This is a genomic window from Streptomyces sp. NBC_00459 (genome assembly GCF_036013955.1).
Taxonomy (GTDB): domain Bacteria; phylum Actinomycetota; class Actinomycetes; order Streptomycetales; family Streptomycetaceae; genus Streptomyces.
Window position 1 is genome coordinate 1,397,497 of the sequence record NZ_CP107903.1, and the last position, 19,211, is coordinate 1,416,707.

18 protein-coding genes, 1 pseudogene and 1 riboswitch are annotated in these 19,211 nt (G+C 69.0%); of the genes and pseudogenes, 9 read left to right on the forward strand and 10 right to left on the reverse strand.

The window, feature by feature from the left end; genetic code table 11:
• Window positions 1–66: 66 nt before the first annotated feature.
• On the reverse strand, window positions 67–375 hold the full coding sequence (locus OHN74_RS05945) for a hypothetical protein (RefSeq protein WP_327693483.1): 309 nt from the start codon (window positions 373–375) through the stop codon (window positions 67–69).
• 337 nt (window positions 376–712) lie between these two features.
• Between OHN74_RS05945 and OHN74_RS05950 the strand changes: the two genes are divergently transcribed.
• Together OHN74_RS05950 and OHN74_RS05955 are read left to right on the forward strand one after the other, a co-directional pair.
• Complete coding sequence (locus OHN74_RS05950; RefSeq protein WP_327693484.1) at window positions 713–1,417, forward strand: hypothetical protein; 705 nt, start codon at window positions 713–715, stop codon at window positions 1,415–1,417.
• 223 nt (window positions 1,418–1,640) lie between these two features.
• Entirely contained in the window at window positions 1,641–2,234 is a 594-nt protein-coding gene (locus OHN74_RS05955) for a DUF4291 domain-containing protein (protein WP_327693485.1), read from the forward strand.
• A gap of 64 nt (window positions 2,235–2,298) precedes the next feature.
• On the opposite strand, the pseudogene OHN74_RS05960 reads toward OHN74_RS05955, so the two are convergent.
• Window positions 2,299–2,493: pseudogene (locus tag OHN74_RS05960) on the reverse strand (DUF4291 family protein); the annotation flags it as partial.
• A 90-nt stretch (window positions 2,494–2,583) separates the two neighbouring features.
• Between OHN74_RS05960 and OHN74_RS05965 the strand changes: the two are divergent.
• On the forward strand, window positions 2,584–3,075 hold the full coding sequence (locus OHN74_RS05965; protein ID WP_327693486.1) for a nuclear transport factor 2 family protein: 492 nt from the start codon (window positions 2,584–2,586) through the stop codon (window positions 3,073–3,075).
• A 186-nt stretch (window positions 3,076–3,261) separates the two neighbouring features.
• The gene (gene lnt / locus OHN74_RS05970) at window positions 3,262–4,836 is read left to right on the forward strand and encodes an apolipoprotein N-acyltransferase (RefSeq protein ID WP_327693487.1); all 1,575 of its coding nucleotides are present in this window, start codon (window positions 3,262–3,264) and stop codon (window positions 4,834–4,836) included.
• On the opposite strand, the gene OHN74_RS05975 is transcribed toward lnt, so the two are convergent.
• The gene (locus OHN74_RS05975) at window positions 4,754–5,665 is read right to left on the reverse strand and encodes a Gfo/Idh/MocA family protein (protein WP_327693488.1); all 912 of its coding nucleotides are present in this window, start codon (window positions 5,663–5,665) and stop codon (window positions 4,754–4,756) included. The two genes, lnt and OHN74_RS05975, sit on opposite strands and share 83 nt — an antisense overlap.
• A 128-nt stretch (window positions 5,666–5,793) precedes the next feature.
• Here OHN74_RS05975 and OHN74_RS05980 point away from each other — a divergent pair, with 128 nt between their 5' ends.
• Together OHN74_RS05980 and OHN74_RS05985 are read left to right on the forward strand one after the other, a co-directional pair.
• Entirely contained in the window at window positions 5,794–6,312 is a 519-nt protein-coding gene (locus OHN74_RS05980) for a DinB family protein (RefSeq protein ID WP_327693489.1), read from the forward strand.
• A 151-nt stretch (window positions 6,313–6,463) separates the two neighbouring features.
• Window positions 6,464–6,964 carry a hypothetical protein gene (locus OHN74_RS05985; RefSeq protein ID WP_327693490.1) on the forward strand — a complete coding sequence of 167 codons (501 nt, stop codon included), beginning with the start codon at window positions 6,464–6,466 and terminating at the stop codon, window positions 6,962–6,964.
• A gap of 88 nt (window positions 6,965–7,052) precedes the next feature.
• Here OHN74_RS05985 and OHN74_RS05990 read toward each other — a convergent pair whose 3' ends face one another.
• The 7 genes from OHN74_RS05990 to OHN74_RS06020 all read right to left on the reverse strand — a co-directional run bounded on the left by OHN74_RS05990 (window position 7,053) and on the right by OHN74_RS06020 (window position 13,341).
• Window positions 7,053–7,592, reverse strand: a complete 540-nt coding sequence (locus OHN74_RS05990) for a hypothetical protein (RefSeq protein ID WP_327693491.1) — start codon at window positions 7,590–7,592, stop codon at window positions 7,053–7,055.
• Between the two features lie 188 nt (window positions 7,593–7,780).
• Entirely contained in the window at window positions 7,781–8,464 is a 684-nt protein-coding gene (gene ung, locus OHN74_RS05995; RefSeq protein WP_327693492.1) for a uracil-DNA glycosylase, read from the reverse strand.
• Between the two features lie 117 nt (window positions 8,465–8,581).
• On the reverse strand, window positions 8,582–10,162 hold the full coding sequence (locus OHN74_RS06000; RefSeq protein WP_327693493.1) for an ABC transporter substrate-binding protein: 1,581 nt from the start codon (window positions 10,160–10,162) through the stop codon (window positions 8,582–8,584).
• 358 nt (window positions 10,163–10,520) lie between these two features.
• The gene (locus OHN74_RS06005) at window positions 10,521–11,279 is read right to left on the reverse strand and encodes an SDR family oxidoreductase (protein WP_327693494.1); all 759 of its coding nucleotides are present in this window, start codon (window positions 11,277–11,279) and stop codon (window positions 10,521–10,523) included.
• A 17-nt stretch (window positions 11,280–11,296) separates the two neighbouring features.
• A complete protein-coding gene (gene fabG / locus OHN74_RS06010) occupies window positions 11,297–12,058 on the reverse strand; it encodes a 3-oxoacyl-ACP reductase FabG (protein WP_327693495.1) in 762 nt (253 codons plus the stop codon).
• A gap of 138 nt (window positions 12,059–12,196) precedes the next feature.
• Complete coding sequence (locus OHN74_RS06015; protein ID WP_327693496.1) at window positions 12,197–12,580, reverse strand: DUF3037 domain-containing protein; 384 nt, start codon at window positions 12,578–12,580, stop codon at window positions 12,197–12,199.
• Window positions 12,577–13,341 carry a HipA family kinase gene (locus OHN74_RS06020; protein ID WP_327693497.1) on the reverse strand — a complete coding sequence of 255 codons (765 nt, stop codon included), beginning with the start codon at window positions 13,339–13,341 and terminating at the stop codon, window positions 12,577–12,579. Before OHN74_RS06020 ends, OHN74_RS06015 begins: the two co-directional genes overlap by 4 nt.
• Window positions 13,342–13,921: 580 nt before the next feature.
• Here OHN74_RS06020 and OHN74_RS06025 point away from each other — a divergent pair.
• The 3 genes from OHN74_RS06025 to metE all read left to right on the forward strand — a co-directional run bounded on the left by OHN74_RS06025 (window position 13,922) and on the right by metE (window position 19,066).
• Entirely contained in the window at window positions 13,922–14,350 is a 429-nt protein-coding gene (locus tag OHN74_RS06025; protein WP_327693498.1) for an FCD domain-containing protein, read from the forward strand.
• On the forward strand, window positions 14,337–15,992 hold the full coding sequence (locus tag OHN74_RS06030) for a purine-cytosine permease family protein (RefSeq protein WP_327693499.1): 1,656 nt from the start codon (window positions 14,337–14,339) through the stop codon (window positions 15,990–15,992). Before OHN74_RS06025 ends, OHN74_RS06030 begins: the two co-directional genes overlap by 14 nt.
• A gap of 369 nt (window positions 15,993–16,361) precedes the next feature.
• Window positions 16,362–16,591, forward strand: a riboswitch (cobalamin riboswitch).
• 156 nt (window positions 16,592–16,747) lie between these two features.
• Window positions 16,748–19,066, forward strand: a complete 2,319-nt coding sequence (gene metE, locus OHN74_RS06035; RefSeq protein WP_327693500.1) for a 5-methyltetrahydropteroyltriglutamate--homocysteine S-methyltransferase — start codon at window positions 16,748–16,750, stop codon at window positions 19,064–19,066.
• Window positions 19,067–19,211: the final 145 nt, after the last annotated feature.

A 19,211-nucleotide genomic window follows, 5' to 3' on the forward strand; every position in this document is an offset into this window, starting at 1 on the left:
AGCGTCATTCCCGTCCCCGTCCCACAGGTCTTGTCGGTCGCTCGCCCCGGGGGACGGTACCGCTTCTCACAAAAGGCTCTCGTCCCGGACGATCCAACCCTCACCCAACTCGCGGCGCAGGACCTCCAATGCCGCATGCGCCTGCTGTTTGAACACTTGAAGTTCCTCGTCGGGCCAAGGAGACGGATCCGGCGGATAGTCCCAGTCGATCGACGACTGGTACCACTGGCTCAGTCTCGCCAACTCGTTCTGGGTCTCCTGGCTGATCGGCAGGCGCGACAGATCACAGGGGTAGCCGTACGGGCTGTCCATCTCTTCCGGCCACAGCGGGGTGTCCACACCGGCCTCGAAGAAGAACCGCAGATATTGGATCATGCCGCACCTTCGCACACGCTTGCCGGTGCCCCATGCGGCGAACTGTGTCCGGGGCATCCCGTCAGTAAGGCGGTTGGGGTCTGTGAACGCGGCTTGATGATCATGTCAAGCCGCGTTCACAGACGTTTTCCCAACGGGACAGAACTACGCGCATCGTCCCTCAGCCCCAAAACCCGTTCCGCCTCCCGATCTGACGATCTAGTCTGCTGCTCGATGCTGTGAGCCAAGTGAAGAGCTCGGGCAGTACTTCTGAGCCGACGGGCACTTGTGCGCGCTCACACAGGAACGGGTGGGGATGAGAGTGGTTCGCCAATCACGGGTCGGCATTGCTATTGCCATGCTCATGACCTTCTGCGCGCTTTCCGCATGCGAGTCGGGGCAGGGCTCCCGGGCAGGTGCAGCGTCGGAGTCGGAAGAGACCAGGACGGCCGGCGCAGAGGACAAGCCGTTGGGCAAGGCGGACCTGGAGCGGGTAGCGATCACCGTCGCGGATCTCGACGGCTACGAGGTCGAACAGACCCTGGCTGCTCCCATGGCGTCTCGCCGGACGGCGGATCCTGCCGAATGCGCGCCCGTCGTTCAGGCGACGGGGGGAAGCAGCGGCTTCGTAGCCACCGCGCGCATCGGCCGGACGATGTTCCCGAAGGAGCACGGCCCCGGAACCTCCGTGATCCTTGCGTCCCACAGTTCCGGGGACGCCGCTCGGGTGATCGACGCACTCCGCACGGCCGCCGAGCGATGCAAGACCTTCTTGGACATCGGGGTGGGCTTCCGCTACGACGAGGTCGCACTCCAGCCCGACCCCGGCTACGGCGATGAATCCGTGTCTCTGCGGCTCACACAACTCGCGGCGTTCGATGAGGACGACGAGCCCGTCCGAGTTCCCTACGCCGTGGTGGCCGTTCGGCAAGGGGCGACGGTCGCCATGTTCTACGCGTTCAACCGCCCCGGAGCGGCAAGGTCCAAGGGGCCGGCTGTCGTACCGGAAGAGATCATCAAGACACAGATGGACAGGATTGGTAATCCGACGACCTCCAAGTGATCTTAGGAACGTACCGACTTGAGGTCCGCAGGGAACGACGGTGAGACCCATGTCAAGCCGTCCTCACAGACTTTTCGTGAGCCAAGCGCCACGCATCCCTGGCCGCACGCTGGTTGGCCCGCGCGGGCGACTGCCTGCCGCGCGTGGCCGGCCTGCTCCGTCGCGTCGCGCAACGGTCGAAAATCGGTGGTCACCTGAGTCGGCCGACCCCACGATGTACGCCATGGAAGAACCGCACCGCAGGATCCGCGCGCTCCACACAGCATCCACGATCACCGTCTACCAGGCGTACTCCCCTGAGATCGGACTGCCCGCCATCCGAGACGGCGGCTTTCCCGCCGCGTGGAAGCCGGGCCGCATGACGTGGATCAAGCCCAGTTTCATGTGGATGATGTACCGCTCCGGCTGGGGCACGAAGGAGGGTCAGGAGACCGTCCTCGCCATCGAGATCACTCGCGACGGCTTCGAGTGGGCGCTGCGCCATGCCTGCCTGGCGGGTTACATCCAGGGACTGCATTCCGATCGCGGCGCCTGGCAGCGGGACCTCAAGCACGCACCGGCCCGTGTCCAGTGGGATCCCGAACGCGATCTGCACCTGCGTCCCCTACCGCACCGCTCCTTGCAACTGGGGCTCTCGGGTGAGGCATCATCGCGTTACGCGGACGAGTGGATCATGTCCATCAGTGACGTGACTCCGCTCGCCAACGAGATCCACGCACTCGTCAGGGACGGCGAACTGGATGCAGCCACCCGCCTGCTCCCTCAGGAGCGGGGGTACCCCGCTGGTGAAGAGCTACTCGCCCACCTGCGTCCCTGACCGGCTGTCCGGCACGACGGCTGGCATCACCCCCGGGTCACATGGCGGAAAAGGCCTGTGAGCGCGGCTTGATGACCCATGTCATACGGTCCCGCTGCCACGCCGCCGGAAACCGCCCCTCCCGGGCCACCGCGAGCCCGATCTGCGGATCGTGGGCCTGATAGACGGTCACCGTGGACGCCGTGTGGAGGGCACGTACGCGGAACTTGGGTTCCTGCTCGGGGGGTGCATCGGAAACACCGACTGTCTGATCGTTCACGCGACCGGCCTGGGTACAGGACACGCCCATCGGCCACCGAATATCCGCACCTCCCTTGGCTGTGCCCGTCCCGTGCCCAACACTGAGCCGATGACGCAGCGTGTAGAGCTCGCGACCGTGATGGACCGGCTCTCCCTCGACGGACTGGTCACCGCGTACGCGGTGGCGGTGGACGACGGCGACTGGGAGGCGTACGTGGAACTGTTCGCGCCGGACGGCCGGGCGGACTACCGCTCGGCCGGCGGCATCGAGGGGGACGCCCGACAGGTCGCCGGGTGGCTCAGGCAGAACATGGAACTGTTTCCGATGCGGCAGCATCTGATCGTCAACCGCCGGGTCGGCTTCGGCCTCCTGGAGCAGGACACCGGCGACACCGCCCGTGTCCAGGCGGACTACGTCAACCCCATGCGCCTCGCGGCCCGTGCCGGCGAGGGCGGATCCACCGCTCCCGACTTCGTATGCGGCGGCCGGTACGCCTTCGGGTTGATCCGTACGCAGGACGGCTGGCGGTTGCGCGAGGTGGTCGTCCAGGAGAAGTGGCGCCGAATGCCCGACCCGCACCCGGAACCGGCCACCGGCTGACCGCCGGCCTTCGTCCACGGACCAGCCGCCGTACGCCGTACGAGGAATCCGCTGCTCCTGGCCGGAGTCCTGCTGGTCCGAGATCGTCCCCACCACGCACACTGAACCCAGGTGACCCACGTAAGAGGTGACCGACTGGGTAGTCGACCCGGTGGTCCTGGGGAACCGACCGGTAGGAGGCGCCGTATGAAACTGCCCGGACACTGGCTCGCCTCCCCGTGGCGGCGTTCAGTCGTCGCCGCGCTGGCCGGTGCTCTGCCGATGTTCGCCTTCCCTGCGCCGGGCCTGTGGTGGTTCGCCTACGTCGCGCTCGTGCCCTGGATCCTGCTCGTCCGGTCCGCGCCGACCGACAAACGGGCAGCGTACGACGGCTGGTTCGGTGGCCTCGGGTTCATGCTGGCCGTGCATCACTGGCTGCTGCCGAGTCTGCATGTGTTCACGGTCCTCATCGCGGCGCTGCTGGGCGCGCTCTGGGCACCCTGGGGCGTCCTCGTACGCCGGTTCCTCGGAGGCAGGCCCTCCGCCGGGCGGATCGCCGCCGGGCTCGTCGTGCTGCCGTCGGGGTGGCTCATGGTCGAGCTGGTCCGCTCGTGGCAGGGGCTGGGCGGGCCCTGGGGCATGATCGGATCCAGCCAGTGGCAGGTGGCGCCCGCGCTGCGGCTGGCCTCGGTCGGCGGGGTGTGGCTGCTCAGCTTCCTGGTGGTGACCGTGAACGTCGCAGTCGCCGTGCTGGTCGCGGTGCGCGAGTCGCGGGTCCCGGCGGTGGCCGGGCTCGTCGCCACCGCCGCCGTGACCTCTGCCGCCTGGGTGTGGTCGCCGCGCCCGGAGGCGGACGGCCGGGTGCGGATCGCCGTCGTGCAGCCGGGCATCGTCGACGGGGCCGACAGCGCCGGGAAGCGGTTCGCGCTGGAGGAGGCGCTCACCCGCCGGCTGGCCGGCCAGGACGTGGATCTCATCGTCTGGGGCGAGAGCAGCGTCGGCTACGACCTCGCCGACCGCCCCGACCTGGCGAAACGGCTCGCGTCGCTGTCACGCACGACCGGGACCGACATCCTCGTCAATGTGGACGCCAGGCGCTCCGACCGGCCCGGGATCTACAAGAGTTCGGTGCTCGTCGGACCGGACGGCCCCACCGGCGACCGGTACGACAAGATGCGGCTCGTGCCCTTCGGTGAGTACATTCCCGCGCGTTCGCTGCTGGGCTGGGCCACCTCCGTCGGCAAGGCGGCGGGCGAGGACCGCAAACGCGGCACCGAGCAGGTCGTGATGAATGTCGGGCAGGGGCTGCGCATCGGGCCCATGGTCTGCTTCGAGTCCGCGTTCCCGGACATGAGCCGCCATCTCGCCCAGGACGGCGCCGAGGTACTCATCGCCCAGTCCTCGACCTCGTCGTTCCAGCACAGCTGGGCCCCCGAGCAGCACGCCTCGATCGCGGCCCTGCGCGCCGCCGAGACCGGCCGGCCCATGGTGCACGCCACGCTGACCGGCGTCTCGGCCGTCTACGGACCGAGCGGCGAGCGCGTCGGCTCCTGGCTCGGCACCGGTGCGAGCACCTCGGCGGTGTACGACGTACCGCTGGCCCGCGGTGTCACGCCGTACGTCCGCTTCGGCGACTGGCCGGTGCACGCGGCCGTGCTCGTCCTCGTCGTCCTGGGTGTCGTCGAGGGTTTGGGCCTGGTCAGGCGGCGCCGGTCCGCTCCTCCACGGCACGTACCACCCGCTCGCACAGTTCATGGGTCGCCAGTGCGTCCCGGGCGCTGAGCACCTTGCCCGCGCGCACGGCGTCGAGGAAGGTGAGCACGGCCTGTTCGATGCCGCGCTGCCGGGCCACGGGCACCCAGTCGCCGCGTCGCCGTACGGTCGGCTGGCCCTTGTGGTCGATCACCTCGGCGAGGTTGACCACCTGACGCTTGGTGTCCTGCCCGGACACTTCGAGGATCTCCTCGGCCGAGCCGCTGAGCCGGTTCATCACCCCGAGGGCGGTGAAACCGTCCCCGGCGAGCTGGAGCACCACGTGGTGCAGGAGTCCGCCCTCCGTGCGGGCGCGCACGGTCACGTCGTCGACCTGGCCCGGCACCAGGAACCGCAGCGTGTCCACGACATGGATGAAGTCGTCGAGGATCATCGCGCGGGGTTCCTCGGGGAGCCCGATCCGGTTCTTCTGCATCAGGATCAGCTCGCGCGGGTGGTCGGCGCACTGCGTGTACCCGGGCGCGAAGCGCCTGTTGAACCCGACGGCGAGTGAGACCCCACGCTCCTCCGCCAGCCTCACCAGCCGCTCCGACGCGGCGAGTTCGTACGCGAGCGGCTTGTCGACGTACGTCGGTACGCCCGCCTCCAGCAACCTGGTCACGATCTCCGGGTGCACGACGGTCGGCGCGTGCACGAAGGCCGCGTCGAGGCCCTGGCCGATCAGCTCGTCGAGGTCGGCATGGCGCTGCCCGGCCGGCAGGCGCAGTCCGTCGGCGACCCGGGCGAGAGTGGCGGGCGTCCGCGTGTGCAGATGCAGTTCGACGCCGGGCCGCGCGCCCAGCACCGGCAGATACGCCTTATGCGCGATGTCACCGAGTCCGATGCAGCCGACCTTCACGGGGTCTCCTTCAGCGGTTGCCTGCCGGGGTCATGCCGGAAGCATAGGGCCGCCGGAGGCTTCGTCGGCTGGCCGGGTCTCCGGAAAACACGTGGTGGGGGGCGGTCTCGGTAGGCGACCATGCCTGCATGACGACATCGACGCCGCGCAGTGAACCCGCGCAGAACGCCGACGAGCGCACCATGCTGGAGGGCTGGCTGGACTACCACCGGCAGACCCTGGCGTGGAAGTGCGAGGGCCTGACCGACGCCCAGCTCAGGACCGCCTCGGTGGAACCCTCCGAACTGTCCCTGATGGGCCTGGTACGGCACATGGCGGAAGTGGAGCGGGGCTGGTTCCGCACAGTGCTGGTGGCCGACGATCCGGGGCCGATCTACTACACCGAGGAGGACCGGGACGGCGAGTTCCATCTGACCGAGGCGGACACCTGGGAGGAGGCTTACAGCACCTGGCAGGCCGAGATCGGGATCGCCCGGCGCAACGCCGCCGGTTTCGGTCTCGACGACCTCTCGAAGGGCAGAAGCAGGCACAGCGACGAACCGTTCAACCTGCGCTGGATCTACACGCACATGATCGAGGAGTACGCCCGCCACAACGGCCACGCCGACCTGCTCCGCGAACGGCTCGACGGTAAGACGGGCGACTGATCCGAGCCTGCGGAGGGTCGCGCGTCGGGACGGCGAAGCCGTCAGCCGTGGCCCTCCCGGGCCCTCCGTAAGGGGCCGGAGATCACCCGTGTGGGGCATCCTCCGCTTGTCCACGGTTCCGAATCCGGCCGGACACAGCAGAGTTGCGCGGGTGCATCGAACGACGACCACCGCAACGCTTCTGGTCACTGTGGCTGTCACGGCCCTCTCCGGTTGCGTCACGATCCAGCACCCGATCGCTCCCGGTCCACCCCCGGCGCCGTCCCAGCCGTCGGTGCCCCGTCCGGACGTCCGGGCCGAACCGCAGATCGTGCAGGCGCCCGCACGGGAGGCACTGGAGCTCATCGGCCCCGACCGCAAGCCCGCTCGGGCCCCGCGGACACCACAGGCCGCGGGCGAGCCGCACCACCCGGCCGGAGCGGCACCCGTGGCCCCGCCGGCCGCCGCTCCGGCCCCTCCCCCTCGCCGGACCAAGCCGAAGAAGCGCCCGCCGAAGCCGGAACGGCGCCACACCCAGCCCCGCGTCGAACTCCCCGAGGTGTCCCGCCCGGTGCGCGAGAACACGGACGTGTGCGCTCTCGGCAAGAAGTACGGCGGCTGGGGCAAGGACAGCCCCCAGACGGTCATCTGCAAGGAGGCGTACGGGCGTTGAGCACACAGAGACCGCATGACGGCTGGAGATCAGTCCGTGCCGGACTGACGCTGACGGACAGCCACCATTCGGCGCCCTCCGGAACCCGCTAGGGCCGCTGCCTCGGCGGCCCCCAGGATTCCCCCTCCGGTCCCCCTGAGGAGTCCCCCTCCCCCAGGCGCAGCTCCAGTCGGCCGATGGCCGCCCTGACCCCGTCGCCGTAGCTGTCGTCGCCCAGGGCGTCGACCGCGCCGCGGGCGCGACGGAGGTGGGTGCGGGCGGCGTCGGGGCGGTCCAGCTTGACGTAGTCGGCGGCGAGGTTCAGATGCAGTGACGGGTACAGGGCACGCACCGCGAGCGCTCCCTGGTGCCGGACCACCTCCGCGACCCGCTCGTCCGACAGCTCCTGTGCCGCCGACAACGCCCTGAGGTCCCACGCCAGTTCGTCCGAGGGGTCGTCCTGCGTGTCGGCCATGTAGTGCGCCAGCGTGCAGCGGTGCAACGGGTCGCCGGTCGCGCCGATCTCCGCCCACAGCCCCAGGAGGCGCCCCCGGGCCTCTTCTCGGTCCCCGCCGTGATGCAGCATGACGGCCTGTCCGATCCGGGTCATCATGGCATCCGGCGCCACCTGTTCCTGCCGCTCCGTCACCGCGTCCTCCGCCCTACGTCCGCTGTGCCCGCTGTCCCTCCCGACGCTAGCCGCAGGCAATGACAATCCAGGTCAGGCGAGCCCGTACGGCACTGGACCGGCCCCGTGACGGACGCGGACCGGCCCGGCGACGCGGCTCACCGCTCCCCGGTCGTCGGACCAGGTCGTGAATCAGCGCGGGCAGGGACTCAGCCCAGGTCGGGAATCGTCCAGTCGATCGGCGTGTGCCCCTGGCCGGCCACCGCCTCGTTGATCTGGGTGAACGGGCGCGAGCCGAAGAACTTCTTCGCCGACAGCGGCGACGGGTGCGCCCCCTTCACCACCACGTGCCGCTCCTCGTCGATCAGCGGGAGCTTCTTCTGCGCGTAGTTGCCCCACAGGACGAAGACCGCCGGGTCGGGACGGTCGGCCACGGACCGGATGACCGCGTCCGTGAACCTCTCCCAGCCCTTCCCCTTGTGCGAGTTGGCCTCGCCGGAACGGACCGTGAGCACCGCGTTGAGCAGCAGCACGCCCTGCTCGGCCCACGGCATCAGATAGCCGTTGTCGGGGACGGGCGTGCCCAGCTCCTCCTTCATCTCCTTGTAGATGTTGCGGAGCGAGGGCGGGGTCTTCACCCCGGGGCGGACCGAGAAGCACAGGCCGTGGCCCTGTCCTTCGCCGTGGTAGGGGTCCTGACCGAGGATCAGTACCTTCACCTTGTCGTACGGCGTCGCGTCGAGCGCGGCGAACACCTCGTCGCGCGGAGGATAGACAGGACCTTTCGCCCGCTCCTCCTCGACGAACTCGGTCAGCTCCTTGAAGTAGGGCTGCTGCAGCTCGTCACCCAGGACGCCGCGCCAGGACTCGGGCAGCATGGCGATGTCGGTCACGTGAACTTCCTCCGATGTGCGGTGTGTTCCACTCACCGAAGAACCTACCGGCGCCCACTGACAACGGGGCACCGACGTCGGCTCCCGACGCCGGCCGTGCTCAGGCCACGGGCTCCGCTACCAGCTGGTCTTCCAGTACAGCTCCCACATCACCATCATGGTCGCCGGGTCGATGGACACCTCGGAGCCGCCAATTTCCTCGCTCGCCGCCACATGCTGCTTGCCCTGCCACAGCGGCAGCAGCCGGGCGTCGTCCAGGAGGATCTGCTGGGCCTCCTCGAACTGCTCGCCGACGGCCCCGCGGTCGCTCTCGCGGCGCGACGCGGGCAGTAGTTCACCAGTGATCTCGGGCGATGTGTACGGCGTGCCGAGCGCGTTCTGCTCACCCACGAAGGGGGCGATGAAGTTGTCGGCGTCGGGGAAGTCGGGGAACCAGCCGCGCCCGAACACCGGGTACTCGCCCTTCTGGTAGCCGTCCACGTAGGTCTTCCAGGGGCGGCTCTGGAGCGTGACGCTGAACAGGCCGGAGGCCTCCAACTGTCGCTTCAGCTCCTCGAAGGCGGGCTTGGTCTGGGAGCCGTAGCGGTCGCTCGTGTACCAGAGGGTGAGCGGGACCCGGTCGGTGATGCCGTCCTCCAGGAGGATCTGCCTGGCCTTGGAGGAACTGGGATTCCCGAAGTTGTCGAAGAAGCCCGTGGTGTGTCCGACCAGACCCTTGGGGATCATGGAGTACAGCGGCTCGACCGTGTCCTTGTAGATGTTGTGGGCGAGCGCCGGACGGTCGACGATCTGGGCGATCGCCTTGCGGACCGAGAGCTTGCTGGACCACGGATCCTTGGGGTTGAACACCAGGTAGCTGATCTCGGTGGTGGCGTTCTCGACGAGCTGGAGGCCCTCCTCCTTCTCGTTCTCCTCGATGTCGACGACGTCGGCCGCGCTGAGACCGCGGTAGACGACGTCGATCGCCTTGTCCCGGAGTGCGTCGGCCATCACGGACGACTTCTGGAAGTAGCGGATGGTGACGGCGTCGTTCTGGGGGTCCGCGATGCCCTTGTAGCGGTCGTTCCTGACGAGAACGGCCTTGTCGCCCTCCTTGTAGGACTCCAGGGCGTACGGCCCGGAGCCGTTGACCTTGCCGTCCTGGCGGAGGGACTTCGCGGGGTACTCCTCGGGGTCCACGATCGACATCGCGGGTGTGGAGAGCACGAAGGGGAAGGTCGCGTCGGCCTGGTTCAGGTGGAAGACGATCCCGCGGTCGCCCTTCACCTCGATCCGGTCGAGGCTGGTCAGCAGTCCGGCGGGGCCGCCGTTGACGTTGATCGTCCTGATCCGGTCGATGGAGTACTTGACCGCCTGCGCGTCCAGTTCGTGTCCGTCCGAGAACTTCAGGCCCTCGCGCAGCTCACAGCTGTACACCGTGCTCGAACTGTCGGTGAACTCGCAGCTCTTGGCGGCGTCGGGCTTGGGCTCGGACCCGCCGGTGTCGAAGTTGAGGAGGGTCTGGTGGACGTTGCGGAAGAGCTCCCACGAGTTGTCCCAGGAGGCCGCCGGGTCCAGGGTGCTGGGTTCGCTGGTCGTCCCCACCACGATCGGCTTCCCATCGTTGGAGGAGTCGGAGGAGAAGACGCCGCATCCGGCGACCATGGATATGGACGCGGCTGTCGCCAGCTGCCGCAGGCCCCGGTTCCGGTTGAACACGTGCACGCTCCTCGATCTGCCATACCAAGCCAACGGTCGGCAGACCATACCGCAGTGCCCCACCGGGCGGTCCAGCTTCCCGCACAGCCCGTTGATCAGCACGTATCGGACATCACCGCCATCGGAGTGTGTGACCTCGGACGTCGACACAGGAGCTTTTTCTGTCAGCCGGGGACGCACGGGTCCGCGCCGGTCGACATGAAGACTTTCCGCCGCTCATCTTCCGGTCGGTGTCGGAGTGGACATCGCATCCGACGGCATGGGTCGACGGCGCAGACGGTGGCGAACCCCGAAGTGGGGCGGACGATCCCTCATCGGGTACCGTCCGCCCCACTTCGCCCCCATATGGGTCTTTACGTCAGCTGTTGCCGGCCTTGAGGAAGATGCCTCCGTCGACCACGAGCGTCTGGCCGGTGATCCAGTCGGCCTGGGACGAGGTCAGGAACGCGGCGGCGCCACCGATGTCGGCGGGTACCCCGAGCCGGCCGAGCGGGTAGGCCGCGGCGGCCTCCTCTTCCCTGCCCTCGTACAGCGCCTGCGCGAACTTCGTCTTCACCACGGCCGGCGCGATCGAGTTGACCCGCACCCGGGGCGCGTACTCGTGCGCCAGTTGCAGCGTCAGGTTATCCATCGCGGCCTTGCTGACGCCGTACGCGCCGATGAACGGCGAGGCCGAGAGGCCGGCGACGGACGTGATGTTGACGATCGCGCCGCCGTTCTCCTTCTGCCAGGCGTGCCAGGTCTTCTGGGCGAAGCCGAGCGCCGAGACGACGTTGGTCTCGAAGACCTTGCGCGCCACATTGAGGTCGAGGTCCGCGATCGGCCCGAACACCGGGTTCGTACCGGCGTTGTTGACGAGGAAGTCGACGCGCCCGAACGCCTCCAGGGTGCGCTCGACGGCGACGGCCTGGTGGGCCTCGTCGTGAGCCTTGCCCGCCACGCCGATGACCCGGTCCGCACCGAGTGTCTCGACGGCCTCCTTGAGCGCGTCCTCGTTGCGTCCGGTGATGCACACCCGGTCACCGCGCGCGAGCAGCGCCTCGGCGATGCCGTAGCCGATGCCCCGGCTGGCGCCGGTGATGAGGGCGACCTTGCCCGAGAGTTCCACTGTCGTCATGTTCCTGTTCCCCAGCCCTAGTCGAGCGGTCCGCCGGCGACGTACAGGACCTGGCCGGAGACGAATCCGGCGGCCTCGCCCGTGAAGAAGGCGATCGCGTTGGAGATGTCGTCCGGGTTGCCCACGCGCTGGACGGGGATCTGGGTCGCGGCGGCGGCCTTGAAGTCCTCGAAGCCCATGCCGACGCGCTCGGCGGTGGCGGCGGTCATGTCGGTGGCGATGAAGCCGGGGGCGACGGCGTTCGCGGTGACGCCGAACTTGCCGAGTTCGAGGGCGAGGGTCTTGGTGAAGCCCTGGAGACCGGCCTTGGCGGACGAGTAGTTGACCTGGCCGCGGTTGCCCTGGGCGGAGGACGAGGACAGGTTGACGATCCGGCCGAACTTGGCTTCCACCATGTACTTCTGACAGGCCCTCGACATCAGGAAGGCGCCGCGCAGGTGCACGTTCATGACCGTGTCCCAGTCGGAGACGCTCATCTTGAAGAGCAGGTTGTCGCGCAGGACGCCCGCGTTGTTGACGAGGATCGTGGGTCCGCCCAGTTCCTCGGCGATGCGCGTGACCGCGGCCTCGACCTGGGCCTCGTCGGAGACGTCGCAGCCGACGGCGATCGCCTTGCCACCGGCGGCGGTGATCTTCTCGACGGTGTCCTTGCAGGCGGCCTCGTCGAGGTCGATCACCGCGACGGCGCGACCCTCCGCCGCCAGTCGTACGGCGGTCGCGGCGCCGATGCCACGCGCACCGCCGGTGACCACGGCGACCCGCTGCTCAGTGGTGGACATTGCTGGTTCTCCTCGCCCTTGAAAAGCCTGCGGCCCACGGTACGCCCTCAGGTGAGCGACCGCTTAGTACCTTCAGTACACGTGACGCTAGAAGTCCTGGCACCCGGTGTCAACGTCAGGCAACGCCGGTGTGAGCCATTACCTGACCAGCAGAGCGAGCAGCCGCTCCGCCTCGGCTCCCGGATCGGTGGTGAGGCCCGTGTGCACAGGCCCCGGCTGGACCACCGTCGAGCGCGGCGCGATCAGCCAGCGAAAGCGCCGCCCGGCATCGTCCGATGCCGCCTGGCCTGCTGCTTTCCCGCCCGCGCAGACCCCTTCGACGGCACGCAGCGCGGCCCGCACACCGGCCACGTCGGCCTCGGGGTCCAGCGCCCTCAGCTTGCCCTCGTCCAGATGCGTACGAGCAGCGACGAAGGACTTGGCGCGGCAGTAGACAAGAACGCCGGCGTTGAAACACTCGCCGCGCTCGATCCGCGGTACGACCCGCAGCAGCGCGTACTCGAAGACGTCCCGCTCGCTCACTTCTCCCCCTCGGCGCCCTTGATGCGCTCATGGATGACGGCCGCGCGTTCGAGGAGCGGCTCCGCGTAGGCCCGGCGGAGTGCGTCCGGCGAGTCGAAGCCGGGTTCGTCCGTGAGCCACGCGTCGGGGATCTCGGCGGTCACCTCGGCGAGCAGTTCCTCGGTGACCAGCGGCGCCAGTTCGGCGGCGGCCGAGGCGATGTCCGGGCCGAAGGGCGCGAGCGCGTGCTCGGTGACGTCGTAGGGCTTGGCGGCCGAGGTCCGGGCTCCGGGCCAGTGGTGGTGCCAGATCATCGTGGCGCCGTGGTCGATGAGCCACAGGTCGCCGCGCCACATCAGCAGGTTGGGGTTGCGCCAGGAGCGGTCGACGTTGTTGACGAGCGCGTCGAACCACACCACCCGCCCGGCCTCCCAGGCGCTCACCTCGAAGGCGAGGGCGTCGAAGCCGATCGCCCCCGACAGGAAGTCCATACCGAGGTTGGTGCCACCGCTCGACCTGAGCAGCCCCTGCACCTCCTCGTCGGGCTCGCCGAGGCCCAGCACCGGGTCGAGTGCGACCGTCACCAGCCCCGGCACCCGCAGCCCCAGCCGTCGGGCCAGTTCACCGCAGACGACCTCGGCGACGAGCGTCTTGCGGCCCTGTCCCGCGCCGGTGAACTTCATGACGTACGTGCCGAGATCGTCGGCCTCGACGAGCCCCGGCAGCGAACCCCCCTCACGCAGGGGCGTGATGTAGCGGGTCGCGGTGACCTCTTTCAGCATTTTCCCAGGCCACCTGTCTCGTCAACGTTGAAATCCACGAACGCTTCCGGGGAGTCGACGGCGGTTCGCCCCTTGGCTTCGGCCTCCGGCATGAAGTGAGCATAGTAACCAAGGGTGATCACGGGCGAGGAGCGCCGGAGCCACCGCGCCGAGGTCACGACTGTCTCTCGGTCTCCGCTGATCGCGAAGCGAGTGCACATGCGGCCTTGACCACGGAAACAAGCCGTTCACGCCATATGACCCCTTCGGGAAACAAGCGGTTTCTAGCGTGTCCGCTCATGGATTCGGAGCTGTGTACGTGCTCGGACGCCGTTCCGTATGCGGCTGCGCCACCGGCTCTCTCCCTGCGTGAGGCGGTCCGCGCGAAGCTCCGCGCGGCCGTGTTCGACGGCGGCCTCGGCCCGCGCGAGTGCGGTGACGGCGGGATCTTCGTCACGATCCCCAGCCTCAGCCGGCTCAGGGGCTTCTACGAACTCCGGGTCGCCCTCGAACCGCACGGGGCCGCCCGCGCGGTCGAGGCCCCCTCCACCCGCCACGATCCAGCCGTCATCGCGGCCGAACTCTGGCCCTCCGGTACTCGATGCGCGAGGAGCCGCCGACCCCGGACACGCGCTTCGTCGACCCTTTCCTCGTCCAGGACGAGCTCTTCCACGCCGAACTCTCCCGCGTCTCCGGCAACTCCGGCCTCACGGACGCGCTCGTGGCGGCCGGCGAGCCGGTCCGGCGGCTGCGGATGTACGGCTTCCTCACCCGGGACCGCGGCGAGGCGACCGTCACCGGACACATCGAGATCACGGAGTTGGTCCGCACCGGCGGTCCCGATGCCGCCCGGCGCGCCATGACACAGATGGCCCTGCACGCCGACCTCCTCCCGAAGCCCGGGAACCGCACCGGTCCCCGTCAACTCCCCGGCCGTCGACGCCGCCTGCCGGGGCGCCCCACCGCTCACCGCACCCGCATGTACGCAGCACCCCCACATCCCCGAAGGGCCGCCCATGAGCACCACTGAGTCACCTCAGACCGCCGCCGCACCGGACTCCCCAACCAGCCAGGCGACCAAGGAGACCCTGGAGGACTACACCCTCCGCTTCGCGCCCCGCAGTTACCGCCGCTGGACCCCGATGGTCGTGGCCACCACGGCACTCGGTGGCATCGCCTACATGGCCGACTTCTCCATCGGCGCCGGCATCGGCCTGGCCCACGGCACCGGCAACGCGCTGGTGGCGATCGCCGTCGCCGCCGTCGTCATCTTCATCACCGGTTTCCCGCTCGCCTACTACGGCGCCCGCTACAACATCGACCTGGACCTGATCACTCGCGGCTCCGGCTTCGGCTACTACGGCTCGGTCCTCACCAGCGTCATCTTCGCCAGCTTCACCTTCATCTTCTTCGCCCTCGAAGGCTCGATCATGGCCCAGGGCCTCAAACTGGGCCTCGGACTGCCGCTCTGGCTGGGCTACGCCATCTCCACGCTGATGGTGATCCCGCTGGTCATCTACGGCATGAAGGCGCTCAGCAAGCTCCAGGTGTGGACCACCCCCGTCTGGCTGGTGCTGATGGTCGCCCCGCTCGTCTACCTCATCGCCACCGACCCGGGCACCGTCAACCGCTTCCTGTCCTACGCCGGCACCGATGGCGAGGGCGGCGTCAACACCGCGTCCGTACTGCTGGGCGCGGGGGTGTGTCTGTCACTGATCGCGCAGATCGGTGAGCAGATCGACTACCTGCGCTTCATGCCGCCCAAGACCGAGGCCAACAAGCGCACCTGGTGGACCGCCGTCGTCATGGCCGGCCCCGGCTGGGTCGTCCTCGGGGCACTGAAGCAGGCCATCGGTGTCTTCCTCGCCGTCTACATCCTGGCCAAGGTCGGCGCGGACGCCGCCCCCGAGCCGATCCAGCAGTTCAAGGGCGCCTTCGACGCGATGATGCCGTCCTGGCTCGTGATCCCGCTGGCCGTGGCCCTCGTCGTCATCAGCCAGATCAAGATCAACGTCACCAACGCCTACTCCGGCTCGCTCGCCTGGACCAACTCCTTCACCCGCGTCACCAAGCACTACCCGGGCCGCATGGTCTTCGTCCTGGTCAACCTCGGCTTCGCGCTCGCCCTGATGGAAGCCGACATGTTCAGCTTCCTCAACAACATCCTCGGCTTCTACTCGAACTGCGCCATCGCCTGGATCGTCACCGTCGCCACCGACATCGGCATCAACAAGTACCTGCTGAAGCTGTCCCCGCTCCAGCCCGAGTTCCGCAGGGGCATGCTCCACGCGGTCAACCCGGTGGGTGTGGTGGCCTTCGTCGCCGCGTCCGGGCTGTCGATCGCCATGTACTTCCACGCCCTCGGCGACACCCTCCAGCCGTACTCGCCCGTGGCCGCGGCCGTCATCGCCTTCGTCCTCACCCCGCTCATGGCCGTCGTCACCAAGGGGAAGTACTACCTGCGCCGTACCGAGGACGGCATCGACGAGCCGCTCCTGGACGAGGACGGCAACCCCAGCGCCGTGACGTACGACTGCCACGTCTGCCACCAGCCCTACGAGCGCCCCGACCTGGCCGCCTGCCGGACACATGACGCGATGGTCTGCTCGCTGTGCCTGAGCACGGACAAGGTCGGCGACCACATACTGCCCGCCCAGCCGTCCGCGGCCTGAACCCCAGGGCGGGGCGGCGGGAAAATACCCCGACGCTCCGCCCTGCCCTGCCCAAATCGTCGCCAGGCACGTGCCCTTGACCCGCGGATCGTGGCCGCGCGGTCCGACGCGGGCATGGAGCTGGGTCGCAGGACCGGACGGGGAACTCACCTGCATGGCCAGGATCGAACCTCCAGGCGGGACCGGCCCGAGGGACCCGGACCGGACCGCACCGCCGGTCGAGGGGTCCGGCTGCTGTTCTCGGGGACCGGCCGGGAAACACGGGTGCGGCGTTTCCCGCCCGCGAGGCGCTTCAAGCACTCCGAACGCGTGTCCCTCCTCACCATCCGAATGCCGGACGTGATCCCGCGCCCGGGAGGACTGCCCCGTAGGCTGCCGGGTGCAGCTGGTTCGCCCCGTCCGCCAGGCGGGATGCGTCGTAAGAGGGAACCCGGTGGGAATCCGGGACTGCCCCGCAGCGGTGAGCGAGAACGACCGCCGTCATACGCACTGGGTCCGGTGAACAGGGTCTGGGAAGCGACGGCCAGTAGGTTGTCCTCCGTAGTCGATACGAGGGCGTGCTCGCGAGTCCGAAGACCTGCCCGTTGCCCGCGCACGACCGTTCGTGCGCGGATGTCCCGGTGACCTCGTGGGCGGGTCGGCGCACATATCGCGGTGGGCACGGTCGTGGTCGTGTCTCCGTCCGATGTGTCGTTCCTTCGCGTTCCTCGTCCCGTCCCGGGATTCCAGGGAGATATCTCGCGAAGGAGATTTCCGTGACAGCGACGTCCGCAGCCGCGGCAGCACGGGCCACCGTGTACGGCTACCCCCGCCAGGGCCCCAACCGGGAACTGAAGAAGGCGATCGAGGCCTACTGGAAGGGCCGCACCGACGCCGACACCCTCCACACCACCGCCGCCGACCTGCGCGCCGCCAACTGGCGACAGCTCGCCGAGGCCGGCATCGACGAGATCCCGACCGGAGACTTCTCGTACTACGACCACGTCCTGGACACCACCGTCATGGTCGGCGCGATCCCGCAGCGGCACCGCGCCGCCGTCGAATCCGACGCGCTGGACGGCTACTTCGCCATGGCACGCGGAACGCAGGAGATCGGTCCGCTGGAGATGACCAAGTGGTTCGACACCAACTACCACTACCTCGTACCCGAGTTGGGCCCCGACACCGTCTTCAGGGCTGACCCGGCCAAGCAGGTCGCGGAGTTGCGGGAAGCCCTCGCCCTCGGACTCGACGCCCGCCCGGTGCTGGTCGGCCCGGTCACCTACCTGCTGCTGGCCAAGCCCGCGCCCGGTGTCGGAGCCGACTTCGACCCGCTGACCCTGCTGGACCGGCTGCTGCCGGTGTACGCCGACGTCCTCGCCGACCTGCGCGCCGCCGGCGCCGAATGGGTACAGCTCGACGAGCCCGCCCTCGTCCAGGACCGCACCCCGGCCGAACTGAACACCGCCGCGCGCGCCTACCGCGACCTCGGCACCCGCACCGACCGGCCCAAGCTCCTGGTCGCCTCCTACTTCGACCGGCTCGGCGACGCCCTCCCGATCCTGGCCAAGGCACCGGTGGAGGGTCTAGCGCTGGACTTCACCGCCGCCGCCGCAGCCAACCTCGCGGACCTCGCCGCCGTCGGCGGGCTGCCCGGCAAGCGCCTGATCGCCGGCGTCGTCAACGGCCGCAACATCTGGGCCGACGACCTGACGAAGTCCCTCGCGACCCTCGGCACCCTGCTCGGGCTGGCCGGCCGGGTCGACGTCTCCGCGTCCTGCTCCCTCCTCCACGTCCCTCTCGACACGGCCGCCGAGCGGGACATCGACCCGCAGATCCTGCGCTGGCTCGCCTTCGCCCGCCAGAAGGCCGCCGAGATCGTCACCCTCGCCAAGGGCCTGTCCCTCGGCACCGATGCGATCGTCGGCGAACTGACCACCAACCGCACCGCACTCGCCGCCCGCGCGAACTCCCCCATCACCCGCGACCCCGCCGTACGGGCCCGAGCCGCCGCCGTCTCGGACACCGACGCCCGCCGCTCCCAGCCCTACCGGGAACGCTCCGCGGCCCAACGCGCCCACCTGCGCCTGCCGTTGCTGCCGACCACCACCATCGGCTCCTTCCCCCAGACCAACGAACTGCGCACCGCCCGCGCCGACTTGAAGGCCGGTCGGATCGACACGGCCGACTACGAGGAACGCGTCAAGGCCGAGATCAGCGAGGTGATCGGCTTCCAGGAGAAGTCCGGCCTCGACGTCCTCGTCCACGGCGAACCCGAACGCAACGACATGGTCCAGTACTTCGCCGAGCAGCTCACCGGCTACCTCGCCACCCAGCACGGCTGGGTCCAGTCGTACGGCACCCGATACGTCCGCCCGCCGATCCTGGCCGGCGACATCTCCCGCCCCGAACCGATGACGGTGCGCTGGACGACATACGCCCAGTCCCTCACCGGCAAGCCCGTCAAGGGCATGCTCACCGGACCGGTCACCATGCTCGCCTGGTCCTTCGTCCGCGACGACCAGCCCCTCGGAGACACCGCCCGACAAGTAGCACTTGCCCTGCGCGACGAGGTCAACGACCTGGAAAAGGCCGGGACTTCGGTCATCCAGGTCGATGAACCCGCACTGCGCGAAACCCTCCCCCTGCGCGCCGCCGACCACCCCGCCTACCTCGCCTGGGCCACCGAATCCTTCCGGCTCACCACAGGTGGCGTACGGCCCGACACCCAGATCCACACCCACATGTGCTACGCCGAGTTCGGCGACATCGTCCAGGCCATCGACGACCTCGACGCCGACGTCATCAGCCTCGAAGCCACCCGCTCCCACATGCAGGTCGCCCGCGAACTCGCCGTCCACGGCTACCCCCGCGAAGCCGGACCCGGCGTCTACGACATCCACTCCCCACGCGTGCCGAGCACCGAGGAAGCCGCCGAACTGCTCCGTACCGGCCTCAAGGCCATCCCCGCCGACCGTCTCTGGGTCAACCCCGACTGCGGCCTGAAGACCCGCGGCTGGCCCGAAACCCGTGCCTCCCTGGAGAACCTGGTCAGCGCCGCCCGCGCGGTCCGCGCGGAACTCTCCGCGTCCTGACGACAAGCTCCGTCGGCCGGGGGAGGAAACGCCCGACTTCCTCCCCCGGCCCCGGCATCACCCCATGGCTCTCGGCATCCCCAGCACACGAGCAGACAGCGCAGCAACCATCCGTGCCCTGGCGACACGTTGCACGCTCCGCACG

Coding starts and splice junctions, on each gene's coding strand:
- OHN74_RS05945 (WP_327693483.1), bottom strand. CDS start 375: ATGATCCAATATCTGCGGTTCTTCTTCGAGGCCGGTGTGGACACCCCG.
- OHN74_RS05950 (WP_327693484.1), top strand. CDS start 713: ATGCTCATGACCTTCTGCGCGCTTTCCGCATGCGAGTCGGGGCAGGGC.
- OHN74_RS05955 (WP_327693485.1), top strand. CDS start 1,641: ATGGAAGAACCGCACCGCAGGATCCGCGCGCTCCACACAGCATCCACG.
- OHN74_RS05965 (WP_327693486.1), top strand. CDS start 2,584: ATGACGCAGCGTGTAGAGCTCGCGACCGTGATGGACCGGCTCTCCCTC.
- lnt (WP_327693487.1), top strand. CDS start 3,262: ATGAAACTGCCCGGACACTGGCTCGCCTCCCCGTGGCGGCGTTCAGTC.
- OHN74_RS05980 (WP_327693489.1), top strand. CDS start 5,794: ATGACGACATCGACGCCGCGCAGTGAACCCGCGCAGAACGCCGACGAG.
- OHN74_RS06005 (WP_327693494.1), bottom strand. CDS start 11,279: ATGACGACAGTGGAACTCTCGGGCAAGGTCGCCCTCATCACCGGCGCC.
- fabG (WP_327693495.1), bottom strand. CDS start 12,058: ATGTCCACCACTGAGCAGCGGGTCGCCGTGGTCACCGGCGGTGCGCGT.
- OHN74_RS06020 (WP_327693497.1), bottom strand. CDS start 13,341: ATGCTGAAAGAGGTCACCGCGACCCGCTACATCACGCCCCTGCGTGAG.
- OHN74_RS06025 (WP_327693498.1), top strand. CDS start 13,922: ATGCGCGAGGAGCCGCCGACCCCGGACACGCGCTTCGTCGACCCTTTC.
- OHN74_RS06030 (WP_327693499.1), top strand. CDS start 14,337: ATGAGCACCACTGAGTCACCTCAGACCGCCGCCGCACCGGACTCCCCA.